Annotated in this window: 15 protein-coding genes; 8 read left to right on the top strand and 7 right to left on the bottom strand. The window is 65.8% G+C overall.

The features are described from left to right. Window positions 1–47 precede the first annotated feature (47 nt). Both AB4099_RS30810 and AB4099_RS30805 read right to left on the bottom strand, forming a co-directional pair. The gene (locus AB4099_RS30810; RefSeq protein WP_441480886.1) at window positions 48–1,778 is read right to left on the bottom strand and encodes an MFS transporter; all 1,731 of its coding nucleotides are present in this window, start codon (window positions 1,776–1,778) and stop codon (window positions 48–50) included. A gap of 59 nt (window positions 1,779–1,837) precedes the next feature. Then, entirely contained in the window at window positions 1,838–2,734 is an 897-nt protein-coding gene (locus AB4099_RS30805) for a protein-methionine-sulfoxide reductase heme-binding subunit MsrQ (RefSeq protein WP_441480885.1), read from the bottom strand. Window positions 2,735–2,852: 118 nt separating this feature from the next. Between AB4099_RS30805 and AB4099_RS30800 the strand changes: the two genes are divergently transcribed. Beyond that, complete coding sequence (locus AB4099_RS30800) at window positions 2,853–3,467, top strand: HAD family hydrolase (RefSeq protein WP_441480884.1); 615 nt, start codon at window positions 2,853–2,855, stop codon at window positions 3,465–3,467. Between the two features lie 90 nt (window positions 3,468–3,557). Then, window positions 3,558–4,868, top strand: coding sequence for an MFS transporter (locus AB4099_RS30795; protein WP_441480883.1), 1,311 nt, complete (start codon window positions 3,558–3,560; stop codon window positions 4,866–4,868). A 91-nt stretch (window positions 4,869–4,959) separates the two neighbouring features. On the opposite strand, the gene lepA is transcribed toward AB4099_RS30795, so the two are convergent. Beyond that, window positions 4,960–6,765, bottom strand: a complete 1,806-nt coding sequence (gene lepA / locus AB4099_RS30790) for a translation elongation factor 4 (RefSeq protein ID WP_441480882.1) — start codon at window positions 6,763–6,765, stop codon at window positions 4,960–4,962. Between the two features lie 114 nt (window positions 6,766–6,879). Between lepA and AB4099_RS30785 the strand changes: the two genes are divergently transcribed. After that, window positions 6,880–7,479 (top strand): helix-turn-helix domain-containing protein, encoded by a 600-nt coding sequence (locus tag AB4099_RS30785; protein WP_441480881.1) that lies wholly within the window; start codon window positions 6,880–6,882, stop codon window positions 7,477–7,479. Then, window positions 7,476–8,015, top strand: coding sequence for a GNAT family N-acetyltransferase (locus AB4099_RS30780; protein ID WP_441480880.1), 540 nt, complete (start codon window positions 7,476–7,478; stop codon window positions 8,013–8,015). Before AB4099_RS30785 ends, AB4099_RS30780 begins: the two co-directional genes overlap by 4 nt. Here the strand turns inward: AB4099_RS30780 and AB4099_RS30775 are convergent. Continuing rightward, entirely contained in the window at window positions 8,012–8,485 is a 474-nt protein-coding gene (locus AB4099_RS30775) for a MarR family winged helix-turn-helix transcriptional regulator (protein ID WP_441480879.1), read from the bottom strand. The genes AB4099_RS30780 and AB4099_RS30775 overlap by 4 nt on opposite strands. A 152-nt stretch (window positions 8,486–8,637) precedes the next feature. On the opposite strand from AB4099_RS30775, the gene AB4099_RS30770 reads away from it, so the two are divergent. Next, window positions 8,638–9,054 (top strand): anthrone oxygenase family protein, encoded by a 417-nt coding sequence (locus AB4099_RS30770; protein ID WP_441480878.1) that lies wholly within the window; start codon window positions 8,638–8,640, stop codon window positions 9,052–9,054. An 11-nt stretch (window positions 9,055–9,065) separates the two neighbouring features. Here the strand turns inward: AB4099_RS30770 and AB4099_RS30765 are convergent, their stop codons facing one another. The 3 genes from AB4099_RS30765 to hrcA form a co-directional block, all read right to left on the bottom strand. Then, window positions 9,066–9,308, bottom strand: coding sequence for a DUF3297 family protein (locus tag AB4099_RS30765; protein ID WP_043234229.1), 243 nt, complete (start codon window positions 9,306–9,308; stop codon window positions 9,066–9,068). A gap of 244 nt (window positions 9,309–9,552) precedes the next feature. After that, window positions 9,553–10,215: an ankyrin repeat domain-containing protein gene (locus tag AB4099_RS30760; RefSeq protein ID WP_441480877.1), complete on the bottom strand. Its 663-nt coding sequence runs from the start codon at window positions 10,213–10,215 to the stop codon at window positions 9,553–9,555. Continuing rightward, complete coding sequence (gene hrcA, locus AB4099_RS30755) at window positions 10,212–11,294, bottom strand: heat-inducible transcriptional repressor HrcA (protein ID WP_441480876.1); 1,083 nt, start codon at window positions 11,292–11,294, stop codon at window positions 10,212–10,214. The genes AB4099_RS30760 and hrcA overlap by 4 nt, the downstream gene beginning before the upstream one ends. Before the next feature lie 142 nt (window positions 11,295–11,436). On the opposite strand from hrcA, the gene rph reads away from it, so the two are divergent. The 3 genes from rph to hemW are packed head-to-tail and all read left to right on the top strand — an operon-like array spanning window position 11,437 to window position 14,002. After that, on the top strand, window positions 11,437–12,153 hold the full coding sequence (gene rph / locus AB4099_RS30750) for a ribonuclease PH (protein WP_113518353.1): 717 nt from the start codon (window positions 11,437–11,439) through the stop codon (window positions 12,151–12,153). A 2-nt stretch (window positions 12,154–12,155) separates the two neighbouring features. Continuing rightward, on the top strand, window positions 12,156–12,803 hold the full coding sequence (gene rdgB, locus AB4099_RS30745; RefSeq protein WP_113518354.1) for an RdgB/HAM1 family non-canonical purine NTP pyrophosphatase: 648 nt from the start codon (window positions 12,156–12,158) through the stop codon (window positions 12,801–12,803). Continuing rightward, window positions 12,800–14,002 carry a radical SAM family heme chaperone HemW gene (gene hemW / locus AB4099_RS30740; RefSeq protein ID WP_441480875.1) on the top strand — a complete coding sequence of 401 codons (1,203 nt, stop codon included), beginning with the start codon at window positions 12,800–12,802 and terminating at the stop codon, window positions 14,000–14,002. The genes rdgB and hemW overlap by 4 nt, the downstream gene beginning before the upstream one ends. Window positions 14,003–14,071 lie beyond the last annotated feature (69 nt).

Raw genomic sequence — 14,071 nt, 5'->3', positions numbered from 1 at the left:
CCGGCTTGCGCCCCCTCAAATGCGAGGCCGTCGTCGAGCTTAGCGTCCTAGCCGATCCTGGGATCGGTCGTGGGGGTCGCCGCATCCTGCACCGGTTGTGGCTGGGCGAAGGGCAGCGAGCCGGTCTGCCGCTCAATGACGCGGTGCACCACGGGCGGATTGGGCCCCTGGTGCAGGGCCCGTACCCTGTCGCCGATCATCGCATCGGCCTGGGTGACGCGCTGGTTCTGGCGGATATATTCGACCCAGGTCGGACTGTCATAGCGCTCGATCCAGAGCTGCGGATCGGTCAGGTCACGCAGCAAGGCCCAGTGCCTGGCGCCGTCGCGGCGACGGATGCGGCGGCGCTCGGCCATCACGTTCAGGAAGGGGACGATGTCCTCCTCGCGAATGATATACTCGATGGTGACGATGATCGGGCCGCTGCGTGGCTCGATGTCGACGGCCACCTTCGGGACCTGCCAGCGGCTGAGCGGGTCGAGATTGAGCTGCTCGAGCGGTGGCAGCGCATAGCGCAGCCCAAGTGCTGCTCCGACAAGCAGGACGGCGCCTGCACAGTACAGGGCACGATCGGTGCCGAAATGCAGGGCGATATAGCCCCAGACCCAGCTGCCGAGCGCCATCCCACCGAAGGTCGCCATCTGGTAGAGCGCCAGCGCCCGGCCGACGACCCAGCGCGGCGCCGAGAGCTGCACGGTCGCGTTGAAGGTCGAGAGTGCAAGGACCCAGCTCGCTCCGGCGATGAGCAGGGCCGCCATGGTCGTCACGGTATAGACGCTCAGCCCCGCCAGGATGACCGCGGCCGAGAAGGCCGCGAATGAGGCGCGCACCAGCGTTTCGGTGCTGAGCGCACGGCGTACCCGCGCGCTCAGCAGAGCCCCCCCGACCGCTCCTGCGCCGAACGCACCGAGCAGCAGGCCGAAGGTCAAAGGCCCGCCTTTGACGAGGTCGCGCGCCACCAGCGGCAGCAGCGCCTGCACCGCAATGGCACCGAATCCGAAGGCCGCGCCGCGCAGCAGCACCGAGCGGATATTTGGCGACATCGCGACATAGCGAATGCCGGCGCTCATCGCGATGCCGAGCGTCTCGCGGGGCAACACACGCTCGATCTTTGGCGGGTTCCAGCGCGCCAGCACGGTGACGAGCCCGATATAGCTCAGCGCGTTCACCGTGAAGGAGGCGACGACGCCCGCTGCCGCGACAATGAAGCCGCCCAGCGCCGGCCCGACACTGCGGGCGATGTTGAAGCCGACGCTGTTCAGCGTGATCGCGGCCGGCAGATCGCGCCGCGGCACCATCTCGCCAACCGAGGATTGCCAGGCGGGCCCGTTCAAAGCAGTGCCGCAGCCGATCAGGAAGGTCAGGCTGAGCAGCAGCCAGGGGGTGATCACGCCGAACCAGGCCGAGACGGCGAGCGCCACGGAGACCGTGAACATGAAGCCCTGCGCCGTCAGCATGATCTTGCGACGGTCGAAATTGTCGGAGATCGCACCGGCCGCCAGCGAGAACATCATGATCGGCAAGGTCGTCGAGGCCTGCACCAGCGCAACCATATCGGCAGAACTGGCGATCGAAGTCATCAGCCAGGCTGCGCCGACCGACTGGATCATCCCGCCGAAATTGGAGGCGAGGCTCGCGAACCACACAGCCCGGAAGATCGGCTGGCGCAGAGGCACGAATGGCGAAGACAACTCCTCATCGACCGCCCCATCCCCCGTCGCGGCAACGTCGGCTGCGGCTACGTCGGCGGTGGGTTGGGCATTCGGATCGTCAGGCATGCCATAGGGTTAGAGCCTCGCCCGCGGGCTGCCAACCATCAGTTTGGAATGATTTGCTCTTAGGCACCCGTTTGCGCGGAAAGCCCTTCCCTGCGACGCGCACGCCGCTCGACCTGCCGCGCCTCAGGCGCACGCCAGTAATGGGCGAAGGCGACGAGAAGCCCCGCCAGCGCGACCCAATGCCCGGGCCTGAGGGCCTCGAGATCACCATAGACGACGATATCGGCATTGGCCTGGAACACCAGCCAGGCCGAGGCACCGGTCGCCAACGCATACCAGGCCGTCTCACAGAGCGCAGTCAGAAGGCCGGCCGCAAGCGCCGTCAGGATCAGCCGGGGCGTATCGAACGTCACGCCGAATCGCGGCAGCAGCCGATAAAGCATCAGCAGGCCGAAGAGCCCGGTCATCAACGCCGGCTGGGTGACGTCGATCTTCGACTGCAGGGCAAAGTGCAGCAGCCCTAGCGCGGCGATGGCATAGACGAGGTTATGCAGTAGTTGCCAGCGGGCGGAGCCCAGCCAGCGGATCATGCCGTCGGTCGAGGTTACACCCAGTGCGACCAGTCCGGTCAGCGCCGTGATGCCGACGACGAGATAGAAGCGCTTGGCGATTTCGGAGACGATCAGCCCGGCGTCAAATCCGAGATCGATGCAATAAAGCGCGAGATGGGCGAGCGCATAGGCCAGCACGGAGAGGCCGAGCATGCGGCGGATGCCGATGAGCTTGCTCCAGTCGAGAAGCCGGCGCAGCGGCGAGACAGAAAGCGTGACCAGCAGCAGCCTGAGCGCCCAGGTGCCGGTATCATGCACCGCCCGCGTCCAGGGCTTCGAGCCGAGCTGGCCAGTCCAGGCCTCGAAGGCGAGCCAGAGCGCCGGCAGCAGCACCAGCGCGAATGTCGCAGCGCGCAGCCCCGAGAAGCGCCCCTGCCGGTCCAGCCATGGCAACCATGCCGTCATGCCGATCTCCACCATCGCATGTCCCGAATACGCGAGAGGCCTTGCCTCTGTCTCGCACGTCTGCACACAAGGGCGTGAGCCTTCTGCGATCCCCCCTCTTCCTCAGAATGGACCGGCCATGCCTTCGACCAGCCCCACCGTCGTTTTCGATGTCGGCAACGTCCTGATCCGTTGGGATCCGCGCCATCTCTACCGCGACTTGATCCCTGATGAAGCGCGCATGGACTGGTTCATGCAGAATGTCTGCACCTCAGCCTGGAACCTCGAGCAGGATCGCGGCAGATCCTGGGCGGAAGCCGTCGCCGAACGGGTCTCCGTTCATCCCGAATGGGAGCGCGAGATCAAGGCCTTCGACGAACGCTGGCACGAGACCGTATCCGGCGAAATCGCCGAGAGCGTGGCTGTCCTCGCGGACCTGAAGGCCAGCGGCGAGAAGGTCTATGCAATCACCAATTTCTCGCGCGAGAAATGGGATGAGAGCGTTGTCCGCTTTCCCTTCCTCGGTTCGTTCGACGGCGTCGTGGTCTCGGCGCATGAGCGGCTGATCAAGCCGGATCCGGCGATCTACCACGTGCTGCTGGAGCGCTACGGCCTCGTTGCGGATTCCTGCATTTTCATCGACGACAGCGCCAAGAATATCGAGAGCGCCCGTCAGGTCGGCATGCAGGCCGTCCATTTCGTCGAACCGATCGACCTCAGGTCAACCCTGCGCGACCTCGGCGTCCAGATCTAACGCCTAAACCGCCACGAACGGCCCCACGACTCCGAACGGCCCGAAGCCGACCAACGGCCAGACGACGTCTTGAAGAAAGTTCACCACGCCATGAGCATTCCCGTCGAGAGCGTGCTGTCGACCGCCGGTACCGGCCCATTCCAGCGCAGGCTGCTCGGCATCTTCGGTCTCGTCTGGGCGGCCGATGCCATGCAAGTCCTGGCGGTCGGTTTTACTGCCGCCTCGATCGCTGCAACCTTCGGGCTCAGCGTGCCGCAGGCGCTGCAGACAGGAACGCTGTTCTTCCTTGGCATGTTGATCGGCGCCGCGTTGTTTGGCCGCCTCGCCGATCGCTATGGTCGCCGCCGCGTGCTCCTGATCACGGTCGCCTGCGATGCGGTGTTCGGGCTGCTCTCGGTCTTCGCCCCGTCCTTCGCAGCCCTTCTCGCGCTACGTTTCCTGACCGGCATCGCAGTCGGCGGCACATTGCCCGTCGATTACGCGATGATGGCGGAGTTCCTGCCGCCCCGGAATCGCGGGCGTTGGCTGGTCATGCTGGAGGGTTTCTGGGCGGTCGGCACGATCGCAGTCGCCCTGGCCGCCTGGGCAGCAAGCATCGCCGGGATCGTTGACGCGTGGCGCTGGATTTTTGCTGCGACGGCGCTGCCCGCGCTGATCGGCATCTGGCTGCGCTTCTGGGTGCCGGAATCACCCCTGTACCTGCTGAAGGAAGGGCGAGCGGACGATGCCAAGCGCGTGCTCAACAAGATGCTGCGCGCCAACGGGAAAGCCGAACTCTCGTCCGATTCGGCAATTACCCTGCCGCCGGCGGCGACGTCTTCCGGACTGCTCGCGCCCGATCTGCGCCGGCGCACTCTGCTGATCCTCGGAATCTGGTTCCTTGTCTCGGTGTCCTATTATGGCGTCTTCACCTGGATGCCGGCCAAGCTCGCCGGCGAAGGTTTCGGCTTCGTCCGCGGCTATGGCTTCCTCGTCATCGTCGCGCTGGCCCAGTTGCCTGGCTATGCGCTGGCCGCCTATGGCGTCGAGACATGGGGGCGGCGACCGACCCTGATCGGCTTCCTGCTGCTCAGTGCGGCAGGCTGCGCCCTGTTTGTCGGCGCGGGCAGCGCAACAGTGATCGGCGCGTCGATCCTGCTGATGAGCTTTGCGCTGCTCGGCACCTGGGGTGCGCTCTACGCCTTCACGCCCGAGCTTTATCCGACGGAACTGCGCGGCACCGGCATGGGGGTTGCCGGCGCCATGGCACGCCTCGGCGGCCTGCTCGCGCCATCGGCGGTGGCGCTCGTGATTGCACAGAGTTTTACGACCGCGATCGCGCTGTTTGCAGCGCTGCTGCTGGTCGCAGCGGTCGCAGCCTTCCTCATCGACGCCGAGACGCGCCAGGCAGTGCTGGCGTAGACTAACCGGCTGAGGTTTGCGTCATCCCGAATGGCCGAAGCGGGCCCCGGGATGACCACATCGATCTCCGCGAGAAGAGCCTGGGCTCCGCTCAGCTATCCATCTTCAGCGCGGCGATAAAGGCTTCCTGCGGGATTTCGACCTTGCCGAACTGCCGCATCTTCTTCTTGCCTTCCTTCTGCTTCTCCAGAAGCTTGCGCTTCCGGGTGGCGTCGCCGCCATAGCACTTGGCGGTCACGTCCTTGCGCAGCGCCCGGATGGTCTCGCGCGCGATGATCTTGCCGCCGATCGCGGCCTGGACCGGAATCTGGAACATGTGCGGCGGGATCAGCTCCTTGAGCTTCTCGCACATGGCGCGGCCGCGAGCCTCGGCGCGGGTCCGGTGGACCAGCATCGAGAGCGCGTCGACCGGCTCGGCATTGACCAGGATCGACATGCGCACGAGGTCGCCCTCGCGATAGTCGGTGATGGCATAGTCGAAGGAGGCGTAACCCTTCGAGATCGACTTCAAGCGGTCGTAGAAATCGAACACCACCTCGTTCAGCGGCAGGTCATAGACGACCTTGGCCCGCGAGCCGACATAGCTCAGGTCGATCTGCAGCCCGCGGCGATCCTGACAGAGCTTCAGCACCGAGCCGAGATATTCGTCCGGCGTGAAGATGGTGGCGCGGATCCAGGGCTCCTCGATCGCCTCGACCTTCATCACATCCGGCATGTCCGCCGGATTGTGCAGCTCGAGCGTCGTCCCGTCCCGCAGCCTGAGATGATAGACCACGGAGGGCGCGGTCGAGATCAGGTTGAGGTTGAACTCGCGCTCGAGCCGCTCCTGGATGATCTCGAGATGCAGCAGTCCGAGGAAGCCGCAGCGGAAGCCGAAGCCGAGTGCCGCCGAGGTCTCCATCTCGTAGGAGAACGAGGCGTCGTTCAGGCGCAGCTTCGACATCGCCGAGCGGAGCACCTCGAAATCGGCCGCATCGACCGGGAAAATGCCGCAGAACACCACCGGCTGCACCGGCTTGAAGCCCGGCAGCGGCTCGGCGACCGGCTTGCGGTCGTCGGTGATGGTGTCGCCGACGGCAGTGTCGGCGACTTCCTTGATCGAGGCGGTGAAGAAGCCGACCTCGCCGGGGCCGAGTTCCTTCACTTCCAGCATCTTCGGCTTGAATACGCCGACACGATCCACGCCATAGGCGGCATTGGCCCGCATCATGCGGATCGTCATGCCCTTCTTGAGCACGCCGTCGATGATGCGCACGAGCACGACGACGCCGAGATAGGCGTCGTACCAGGAATCGACCAGAAGTGCCTTCAGCGGCGCTTCGAGATTGCCCTTCGGCGCCGGCAGTTTCTGGACGATCGCTTCCAGCACGCCTTCGATGTTGAGTCCGGTCTTGGCCGAGATCGGCACGGCTTCCGAGGCATCGAGGCCGATCACGTCCTCGATCTGCTGCTTGATGCGCTCGGGCTCGGCTGCCGGCAGGTCGATCTTGTTGAGGACCGTGACGATCTCGTGGCCCGCATCGAGCGCCTGATAGACGTTGGCGAGTGTCTGCGCCTCGACGCCCTGAGAGGCGTCGACGACCAGCAGCGAGCCTTCGCAGGCGGCCAGCGAGCGCGAGACCTCATAGGCGAAGTCGACGTGGCCGGGCGTGTCCATCAGGTTGAGGATGTAATCCTTGCCATCCTGGGCACGATAATCGAGCCGGACCGTCTGCGCCTTGATGGTGATGCCGCGCTCCTTCTCGATATCCATCGAGTCGAGGATCTGCTCGCTCATGTCGCGGGCCGCGACCGTGCCGGTCTGCTGGATCAGCCGGTCGGCAAGGGTCGACTTGCCGTGGTCGATATGGGCCACAATCGAGAAATTGCGGATGTTGTCGAAACTGCGCGTGCTCATGGGCGCGCAATAGCAGTGAAGCCGCACGGGGCCAAGGGTTTGTGGCAGGCGCCTTGCTTCTGTGCAGCCCGGCAGGCGCTTGACATTCCATTATATTAGATTTTCTCTACTAAAATGGATAATCCTCCCGAGAGAGACATCGACAGGCGCCTTGCGGCGCGCCTGAAGTCAGCGCGCCAACGGCGCGACCTGACGCTCGACCTGCTTGCCGAGCGCACCGGCGTCAGCCGCGCGATGATCTCGCGAATCGAACGTGGAGAATCGAGCCCGACGGCAGCCTTGCTCGACCGGCTGACCGCCGGACTCGGCGTGACCTTGTCGTCACTGTTCCATGAGGAGCGCCATGCCGGCCCGGTCGCGCGCCTGGCCGATCAGCCCGCCTGGCTCGACCCCGGCAGCGGCTATGTGCGGCGCAATGTCTCGCCGCCGGGCGGCGGCTCGCCGGTCGAAATCGTCGACGTGACGCTGCCACCGGGAGCACGCGTCCTGCTCGACGGACCGCGCATGCTGCACCGCCTCGACCAGCAGGTCTGGCTGCTCGCCGGAGAGATCGAACTCAGCTTCGGCGGCGCCAGCCACCAACTGCGGACCGGCGACTGCATCCACATGCTGCTCGACGGGCCGATCACCTATCACAATCCCGGCCCGGAGCCGGCCCGCTACGCCGTCGTGCTGATGACGGCGGACGGCCTATCCCAGGAAAGATCAAGATGACGACGCAGTTCGTTGAAACGGCCTCGATCACGCGTCTCGATGCCGCTGGTGCGCGCAATGCCATCCCTGCGCTCACGAGCATCCTTCGGGATTCCGTCGCGAACGGCGCTTCGGTCGGCTTCATGGCGGAGAACACCGAGGCCGATTTCAGGGCCTATTGGACAGGCGTCGCATCCGGCGTCGAAGCGGGACAGATCCTGCTTCTGATCGCACGGCAGGGCGACGAGATCGTCGGCACCGCACAGGTCCACCCCGCCGGCAAGCCGAACCAGCCGCACCGCGCCGATATTGCCAAGGTGCTGGTGCATTCCTCCGCGCGCCGGCAGGGTATCGGCGAAGCTCTGATGCTGGCAGCGGAGGCCGAGGCGCTGGCGGCCGGACGGACGCTGCTTTGCCTCGACACGGACGAGGCCGGCCCGGCGCGGCGGCTCTACAACCGGCTGGGCTGGACCGAGATCGGCACCATCCCGCGCTATGCGCTGATGCCCGATGGCAGCGATTGCGGCTCGACCTTCTTCTTCAAGGCGCTCGCCTAATCCATCGGATTGGGGCTGACCGGCAGATCGGGCTTGGCCGGCTTGTCGGAGAGTGAGGAAATGATGCGGCGCATGCCGGCGAGCAGCTGCTCCGCCTCCTCCTCCGGGAAGCCGGCCAGCGCCCGCCGGTTGACCTGCCGCGCCTCCGCAAGCGCAGTCTGCTCCAGTTCCCGGGCCCGCCCCGTCAGATGAATGATACGGGCGCGGGCATCGACAGCGTCGGGCCTGCGCTCGATCAAACCGTCGCGCTCCATGCGCGCAAGCGTGCTGGCCATTGTCGCCTGTTCGACATCGAGCCGTTCGACCAGGTGCTTCTGGGTAACGCCGTCCTCGCGCCAGAGCTCGAGCAGAACCATGAACTGTGCCGGCGCAAGTCCGTGCGGCCGGATGGCTTCAGCCAGGGCCTTGGCGAAAAGCCGCGCCATGTGGTTGGCGAGATAGCCGGCCGAATGGGTCTTGAAGCTCGTCACGATCGCATCCTCCTGCCGGGTCGAGATACCAGTTGAACAGCATGCTATGCAATAATATATAGCATACTATTCAAAATCAGGAGGTGACGATGCCCCAGGGGACCGACCTCATTCCGCAATCCGCAATCTCTCGGAGCATGGGACCGATCACATTGGCACTGGCGGCGCTGTTCTGCGGCGCAGCAATCTACATCCTCACGGCCGAACAGCCGGCGCGGCTGTCGCTCGACGACGGGGCGCTCCTGCGGCAATGGCAGGCTGCCATCGGCCCGGCGACGCGGATGCAGGCGACGCTGGTCGTGGTCACGACGCTGTGCGCCGGCCTGTCCTGGCGCTCCAGCCGCAATCCCGCCTGGCTGATCGGCATGTTCGCGATCCTGGCCAATCTGCCGTTCACGCTGCTGGTCATCGCACCGATCAACACGGAACTGCAGGCCATGGCTGCGGCGCAAGCCAGCGCCGCGAGCCGCCATCTGATTCAGCGGTGGGGCGAGCTACACGCCATCCGCGCCGGACTCGGGCTCGTCGCCGTCCTCAGCTTCGGCTGGGCACTGTCGCGACGTCCGTAAAGCCCTGAGCCTCACTCGGCGTTGCGATAGTAGGGCTCGACCGGCCCCTTGAGCGTGATCGTCATCGGCCGGCCGAAGCGGTCTTTGGCGGCGCCGGCCGCGACCTTGATCCAGCCCTCGCTGACGCAATACTCCTCGACATTGGTCTTCTCGGTGCCCTTGAACCGGATGCCGATATCTTTCGCCAGCACCTCGGCGTCGTAAAAGGGGCTGTCCGGGTTGACGGAGAGACGGTCGGGAAGCGTGTCGGTCATGTCTTTGGCCTTGTGGTCTGGAGCGCATCTGGTCGCTTTGGCGGCAGAGGTAACGCCAGAATGCGTCGATGCCAAATCGGGGTGCCTGAGCGGCCTCCCGGCGAGTGCGAAATGCAGGGGCCAGCGCCGCCATGGAGCACGGTGACCGGCCATCTGATCGACGGAAGAGCCGTCCCCGTCCGGGAAGGCTCGCAGCGATCAATTCACGCCGGCGAGCGGTTCATCACCGGCTGGCGGGAATAGTTCAGCGGCCGCCGGCCTTCTCGATCAAAGCCGCAACGGCCCGCTGACCGCGCTGGCGGGCGTGGGCGAGCGGCGAGAGACCATCCTTGTCGGCAAGACTGGGATCGGCACCGGCGTCGAGCACAAGCTTTGCAACCTCCTGATGCCGCGGCCCGCCATCGCCCAGGATCACGATCTCGAGCAGGCAGGTCCAGCCGAGATCGTTGACATGGTTCAGGTCGATGCCGCTGGTCAGGAGCAGCTTGACCGTCTCGACATGAGCGCGCTCGCAGGCCGGGATCAGGGCGTTGCCGCCATAGCGGTTACGGATCGTGAGATCAGGCTTCAACGGGATCATCGCAGCGACGATCTCGGCACGGCCAGCAGCGCCTGCGAGCAGCCAGGGCGTGTCGCGATTGGCCGCCTGCGCATTGATATTGGCGCCGGCCGCCAGCAGCGCCTTGGCGATTGCGACATGATTGCCGGCGACAGCGAGCAGCAGCGGCGAGCGTCCCTGCGCATCGCGAACCTCGAGATCGGCTCCGGCCGTAATCAGCCGGGAGACCTCGGTAGTTCTGCCGGCGGCAGCCGCATCGAGGAGGCTCGCCTGTCCGTTCTGCCCCATGGCCGACATCGCAAAAACTCCAAGCACCAGAATCAGGCCGGCTCGCAAGACGCGCTTCACCGCGCACCATCCAGAAGGCGCCCGACGACCTTGGCTGTGTAGTCCACCATCGGCACGATGCGGGCATAGTTCAGCCGTGTCGGACCAATGATGCCGACGACACCTACGATGCGCTGCTCGGCATCATGGAAGGGCGCGGCGATCATCGAAGAACCTGACATCGAGAACAGCTTGTTCTCGGAGCCGATGAAGATGCGCACGCCGTCGCCGGCCTCGGCGCGGGAGAGAAGGTCGATCACGTCGGTCTGCGTCTCGAGATCCCCGAAGAGCAGGCGGATGCGCTCGAGATCCTCCTGTGCCTTGAGATCCTCCAGCAGATTGGCCTGGCCGCGCACGATCAGATGGCGATCGCTGCTCGGACCGGAGGCGGTGGCGATACCGCTCTCGACAAGCTTCGCTGTCAGCGCATCGAGTTCGCGTTCCATGGTAGCGCGATCGTCGGCGATCTCGCGCTGCAGTTCGCTCAGGGTCTTGCCGAGGACACGGGCGTTGAGAAAATTCGCAGCCTCCGTCAGAGCCGAGGCGGGAAGGCCCGGCGGCAGGACGAGCAAGCGATTCTCGACCGTGCCGTCCTCCGCCACGAGCACGACGAGCGCGCGCGCCGGCTCCAGCCGGACAAACTCGATATGCTTCAGCCGGGAATTGGCCTTGGTGGTGACAACGACGCCGGCACCACGCGACAGGCCGGATAGCAGTGCAGACGCCTCGGTCAGCGCGCCGTCCAGCGTCCGGGTCGAGGCCGCCGCCCGCATCTGCGCCTCGATGCGCGCGCGTTCGTCGGAGGTCAGGTTGCCGACTTCCATCATGGCGTCGACGAAGAAACGCAATCCGCGCTCGGTCGGCAATCGCCCGGCCGAGGTATGGGGCGCGTAGATCAGCCCGGCCATTTCGAGGTCGGTCATGACATTGCGCACAGTTGCCGGCGACAAGGCCACCGGCAGCAGCCGCGCGATATTGCGCGAGCCGACGGGCTCGCCGGTCGCGAGATAGCCGTCGACGATCTGCCGGAAAATCTCACGGGAGCGTTGGTCGGTCTCGACCAGCCCGCCAGGGCTGTCCTGCGGCGTGGGCGCGCTCATGGCGAGGCGAGTATCAGGTTGCACATAGGCTATTGTCCCTTCGGCGCGGCGGCGGATCAAGAGGCAAGCGCTGGCTGCTTGCCTTGCCGCGCCCGGCCCAAACGCCTACAAGCCGCCGAACTCACGAAATCGGGATGTGAACATGCGACCCTCCAAACGCGCGGCCGACGAGATGCGCAAGGTCACGCTGGAACGCGGCGTGGTGCGCTATGCGGAAGGTTCCTGCATGGTCAGCTTCGGCGAAACCAAGGTGCTCTGCGCCGCGACGGTCGAGGAAAAGGGTCCACCGTGGCTGCGCGGCACCGGCAAGGGCTGGGTCACAGCCGAGTACTCGATGCTGCCGCGTGCAACGCATGAACGCACACGCCGCGAGGTCACCTCCGGCAAGCCATCGGGCCGCACGCAGGAAATCCAGCGCCTGGTCGGGCGCTCGCTTCGCGCGGTCGTCGACCTGACCGCGATCGGCGAGCGCCAGATCGTGGTCGATTGCGACGTTCTTCAGGCTGATGGCGGCACCCGCACGGCCTCGATCACCGGCGCGTGGGTCGCGCTGCACGACGCGCTGAAATGGATGGAAGGGCGCGGCATGCTCAAGGGATCGAACCCGCTCAAGGATCACGTCGCCGCGATCTCCTGCGGCATCGTCGCCGGCAACCCGGTCATCGACCTCGACTATGTCGAGGATTCCGGCGCGCAGACCGACGCGAACTTCGTCATCACCGGGACGGGCGGCCTGGTCGAGGTGCAAGGCACCGCCGAAGGCGCTCCCTTCTCGGAGGATGAGCTGATGGCCCTGCTCCGGCTCGCCAAGGGCGGTGTCAGCAAGCTGGTCGCGCTGCAGAAGGCGGCGGTGGCCTGATCATGAGCGGACATCGGCTTCTCCAAGGCAAGGTCGTGATTGCGACCCATAATCAGGGCAAGCTGCGCGAAATGCGCGAGCTGATGGCGCCTTATGGCGTCGATCTGGTCTCGGCCGGTGAACTCGGCCTGCCCGAGCCGGAGGAGAATGGCCACATGTTCTCGGAGAATGCCGCGATCAAGGCGGTGGCCTCCGCGCAAGCGAGCGGCCTGCCGGCGATTGCCGATGATTCCGGCCTGTGCATCGATGCGCTCGACGGCGCCCCCGGCCTGTTCTCCGCCAACTGGGCCGGGCCGGGCAAGAACTTTGCCCCGGCGCTCGCCCGCGTCCAGGCCGAGCTCGCCAAGCGCGGCGCAACGACCTCCGACAAGCGTCGGGGCCATTTCGTCTCTGCACTGGTCATCGCCTGGCCGGACGGACACCAGGAGCTCTTCGAAGGCCGCGTCTACGGCGAGATCATCCATGAGCCGCGCGGCCCTTCAGGCTTCGGCTATGATCCGATTTTCAAGCCGGACGGCCGCGCCAAGACCTTTGGCGAAATGACGTCCGATGAAAAGCACGGCGTGCCGGATGATGGTTCGGAGGCGCTGTCGCATCGCGCCCGCGCCTTCCAGCTTCTCGCCGCAGCCTGCCTGAGGCTGCCCCAGTGAACGCGCCGGCCGCCATCGCCGAGCGACAGGCGGTCCCGCCGCATCCGACCGCGGATGCCGGTTTCGCGGTCTATGTGCATTGGCCATTCTGCCTGGCCAAATGCCCCTATTGCGACTTCAACTCGCATGTGCGGCATACGCCGCCCGACCAGCAGCGCTTCATCGAAGCCTTCAGGCGCGAAATCGCGCACCGCGCCCAGCTGGCGCCCGGACGCACCGTCTCCTCGATCTTCTTCGGTGGCGGTACGCCTTCGCTGATGGAGGGCCGCACGGTCGGGGCAATCCTCGACGCGATCGGCGGCGCCTGGGCGGTCGATCCGAATTGCGAAGTCTCGCTCGAAGCAAACCCGACCAGCGTAGAGGCCGGACGCTTCCGGGACTTCCGCGCCGCCGGCGTCAACCGCGTCTCACTCGGCGTGCAGGCGTTGAACGACGCCGACCTCAAGGCGCTCGGCCGGATGCACTCGACACAGGAAGCGCTCGATGCGGTGGCGATCGCGCGGCGCTATTTCGAGCGCTACTCCTTCGACCTGATCTATGCCCGCTCCGTCGAGCAGACCCCCGCGCTCTGGCGCGAAGAGCTCGAACTGGCGATCGGCCATGCCGCCGAGCATCTCTCGCTCTATCAGCTCACCATCGAACCCGACACCGCCTTCGCGGCCCTGTACAAGGCCGGCAAGCTGAAGGTGCCGGACTATGAGGTCGGCGCTTCGCTCTATGAGACGACGCAGGAGATCACGGCGAAGCACGGCCTGCCGGTCTACGAGATCTCGAACCATGCCAGGCCGGGCGCCGAATGCCGGCACAATCTCGTTTACTGGCGCTATGGAGAATATGCCGGCATTGGCCCCGGTGCGCATGGAAGGCTGGTCACGGCGGACGGCCGGATGGCGCAATCGACCGAGAAGCGGCCGGAAGTCTGGCTCGAGCGCGTCGAGGCCGAGGGGCATGCGCTGGTCGAGAACGAGTGCCTGAACGCCGAGGCGCAAGGCGACGAATATCTGCTGATGGGCCTGCGACTGGTCGAGGGCATCGATCCGGTCGCGTTCAGGGCGCTTTCGGGGCGCGACCTGAAAGCTGACCGCGTCGACAGCCTGATGAAGGAGGGCCTGCTGACACGCAAGCCCGGCGGCAAGCTCGCCGCGACCCCGGACGGAGCGCTAGTCCTGGATGCGCTCGTGGCGGATCTGGCGGCTTAGACCTGTCGCCGCCCATGCCCGGCCTTGCGCCGGGCAGCATTCTGTTTCGGAGAACCGAGGATCGGCGCG

It is taken from the genome of Allobosea sp. 2KB_26, assembly GCF_052115715.1.
In the GTDB taxonomy this organism is placed as follows: domain Bacteria; phylum Pseudomonadota; class Alphaproteobacteria; order Rhizobiales; family Beijerinckiaceae; genus Allobosea.
Note: the sequence above shows the minus strand (reverse complement) of the source record. Positions and strands in the feature narration are given on the sequence as shown.

Excerpts from the sequence above, each read along its gene's own strand:
- lepA (WP_441480882.1), bottom strand. The coding sequence starts at position 6,765 with ATGAGCACGCGCAGTTTCGACAACATCCGCAATTTCTCGATTGTGGCC.
- rdgB (WP_113518354.1), top strand. The coding sequence starts at position 12,156 with ATGAGCGGACATCGGCTTCTCCAAGGCAAGGTCGTGATTGCGACCCAT.
- AB4099_RS30800 (WP_441480884.1), top strand. The coding sequence starts at position 2,853 with ATGCCTTCGACCAGCCCCACCGTCGTTTTCGATGTCGGCAACGTCCTG.
- AB4099_RS30785 (WP_441480881.1), top strand. The coding sequence starts at position 6,880 with ATGGATAATCCTCCCGAGAGAGACATCGACAGGCGCCTTGCGGCGCGC.
- AB4099_RS30795 (WP_441480883.1), top strand. The coding sequence starts at position 3,558 with ATGAGCATTCCCGTCGAGAGCGTGCTGTCGACCGCCGGTACCGGCCCA.
- hrcA (WP_441480876.1), bottom strand. The coding sequence starts at position 11,294 with ATGAGCGCGCCCACGCCGCAGGACAGCCCTGGCGGGCTGGTCGAGACC.
- AB4099_RS30765 (WP_043234229.1), bottom strand. The coding sequence starts at position 9,308 with ATGACCGACACGCTTCCCGACCGTCTCTCCGTCAACCCGGACAGCCCC.
- AB4099_RS30810 (WP_441480886.1), bottom strand. The coding sequence starts at position 1,778 with ATGCCTGACGATCCGAATGCCCAACCCACCGCCGACGTAGCCGCAGCC.
- rph (WP_113518353.1), top strand. The coding sequence starts at position 11,437 with ATGCGACCCTCCAAACGCGCGGCCGACGAGATGCGCAAGGTCACGCTG.
- AB4099_RS30805 (WP_441480885.1), bottom strand. The coding sequence starts at position 2,734 with ATGACGGCATGGTTGCCATGGCTGGACCGGCAGGGGCGCTTCTCGGGG.
- AB4099_RS30780 (WP_441480880.1), top strand. The coding sequence starts at position 7,476 with ATGACGACGCAGTTCGTTGAAACGGCCTCGATCACGCGTCTCGATGCC.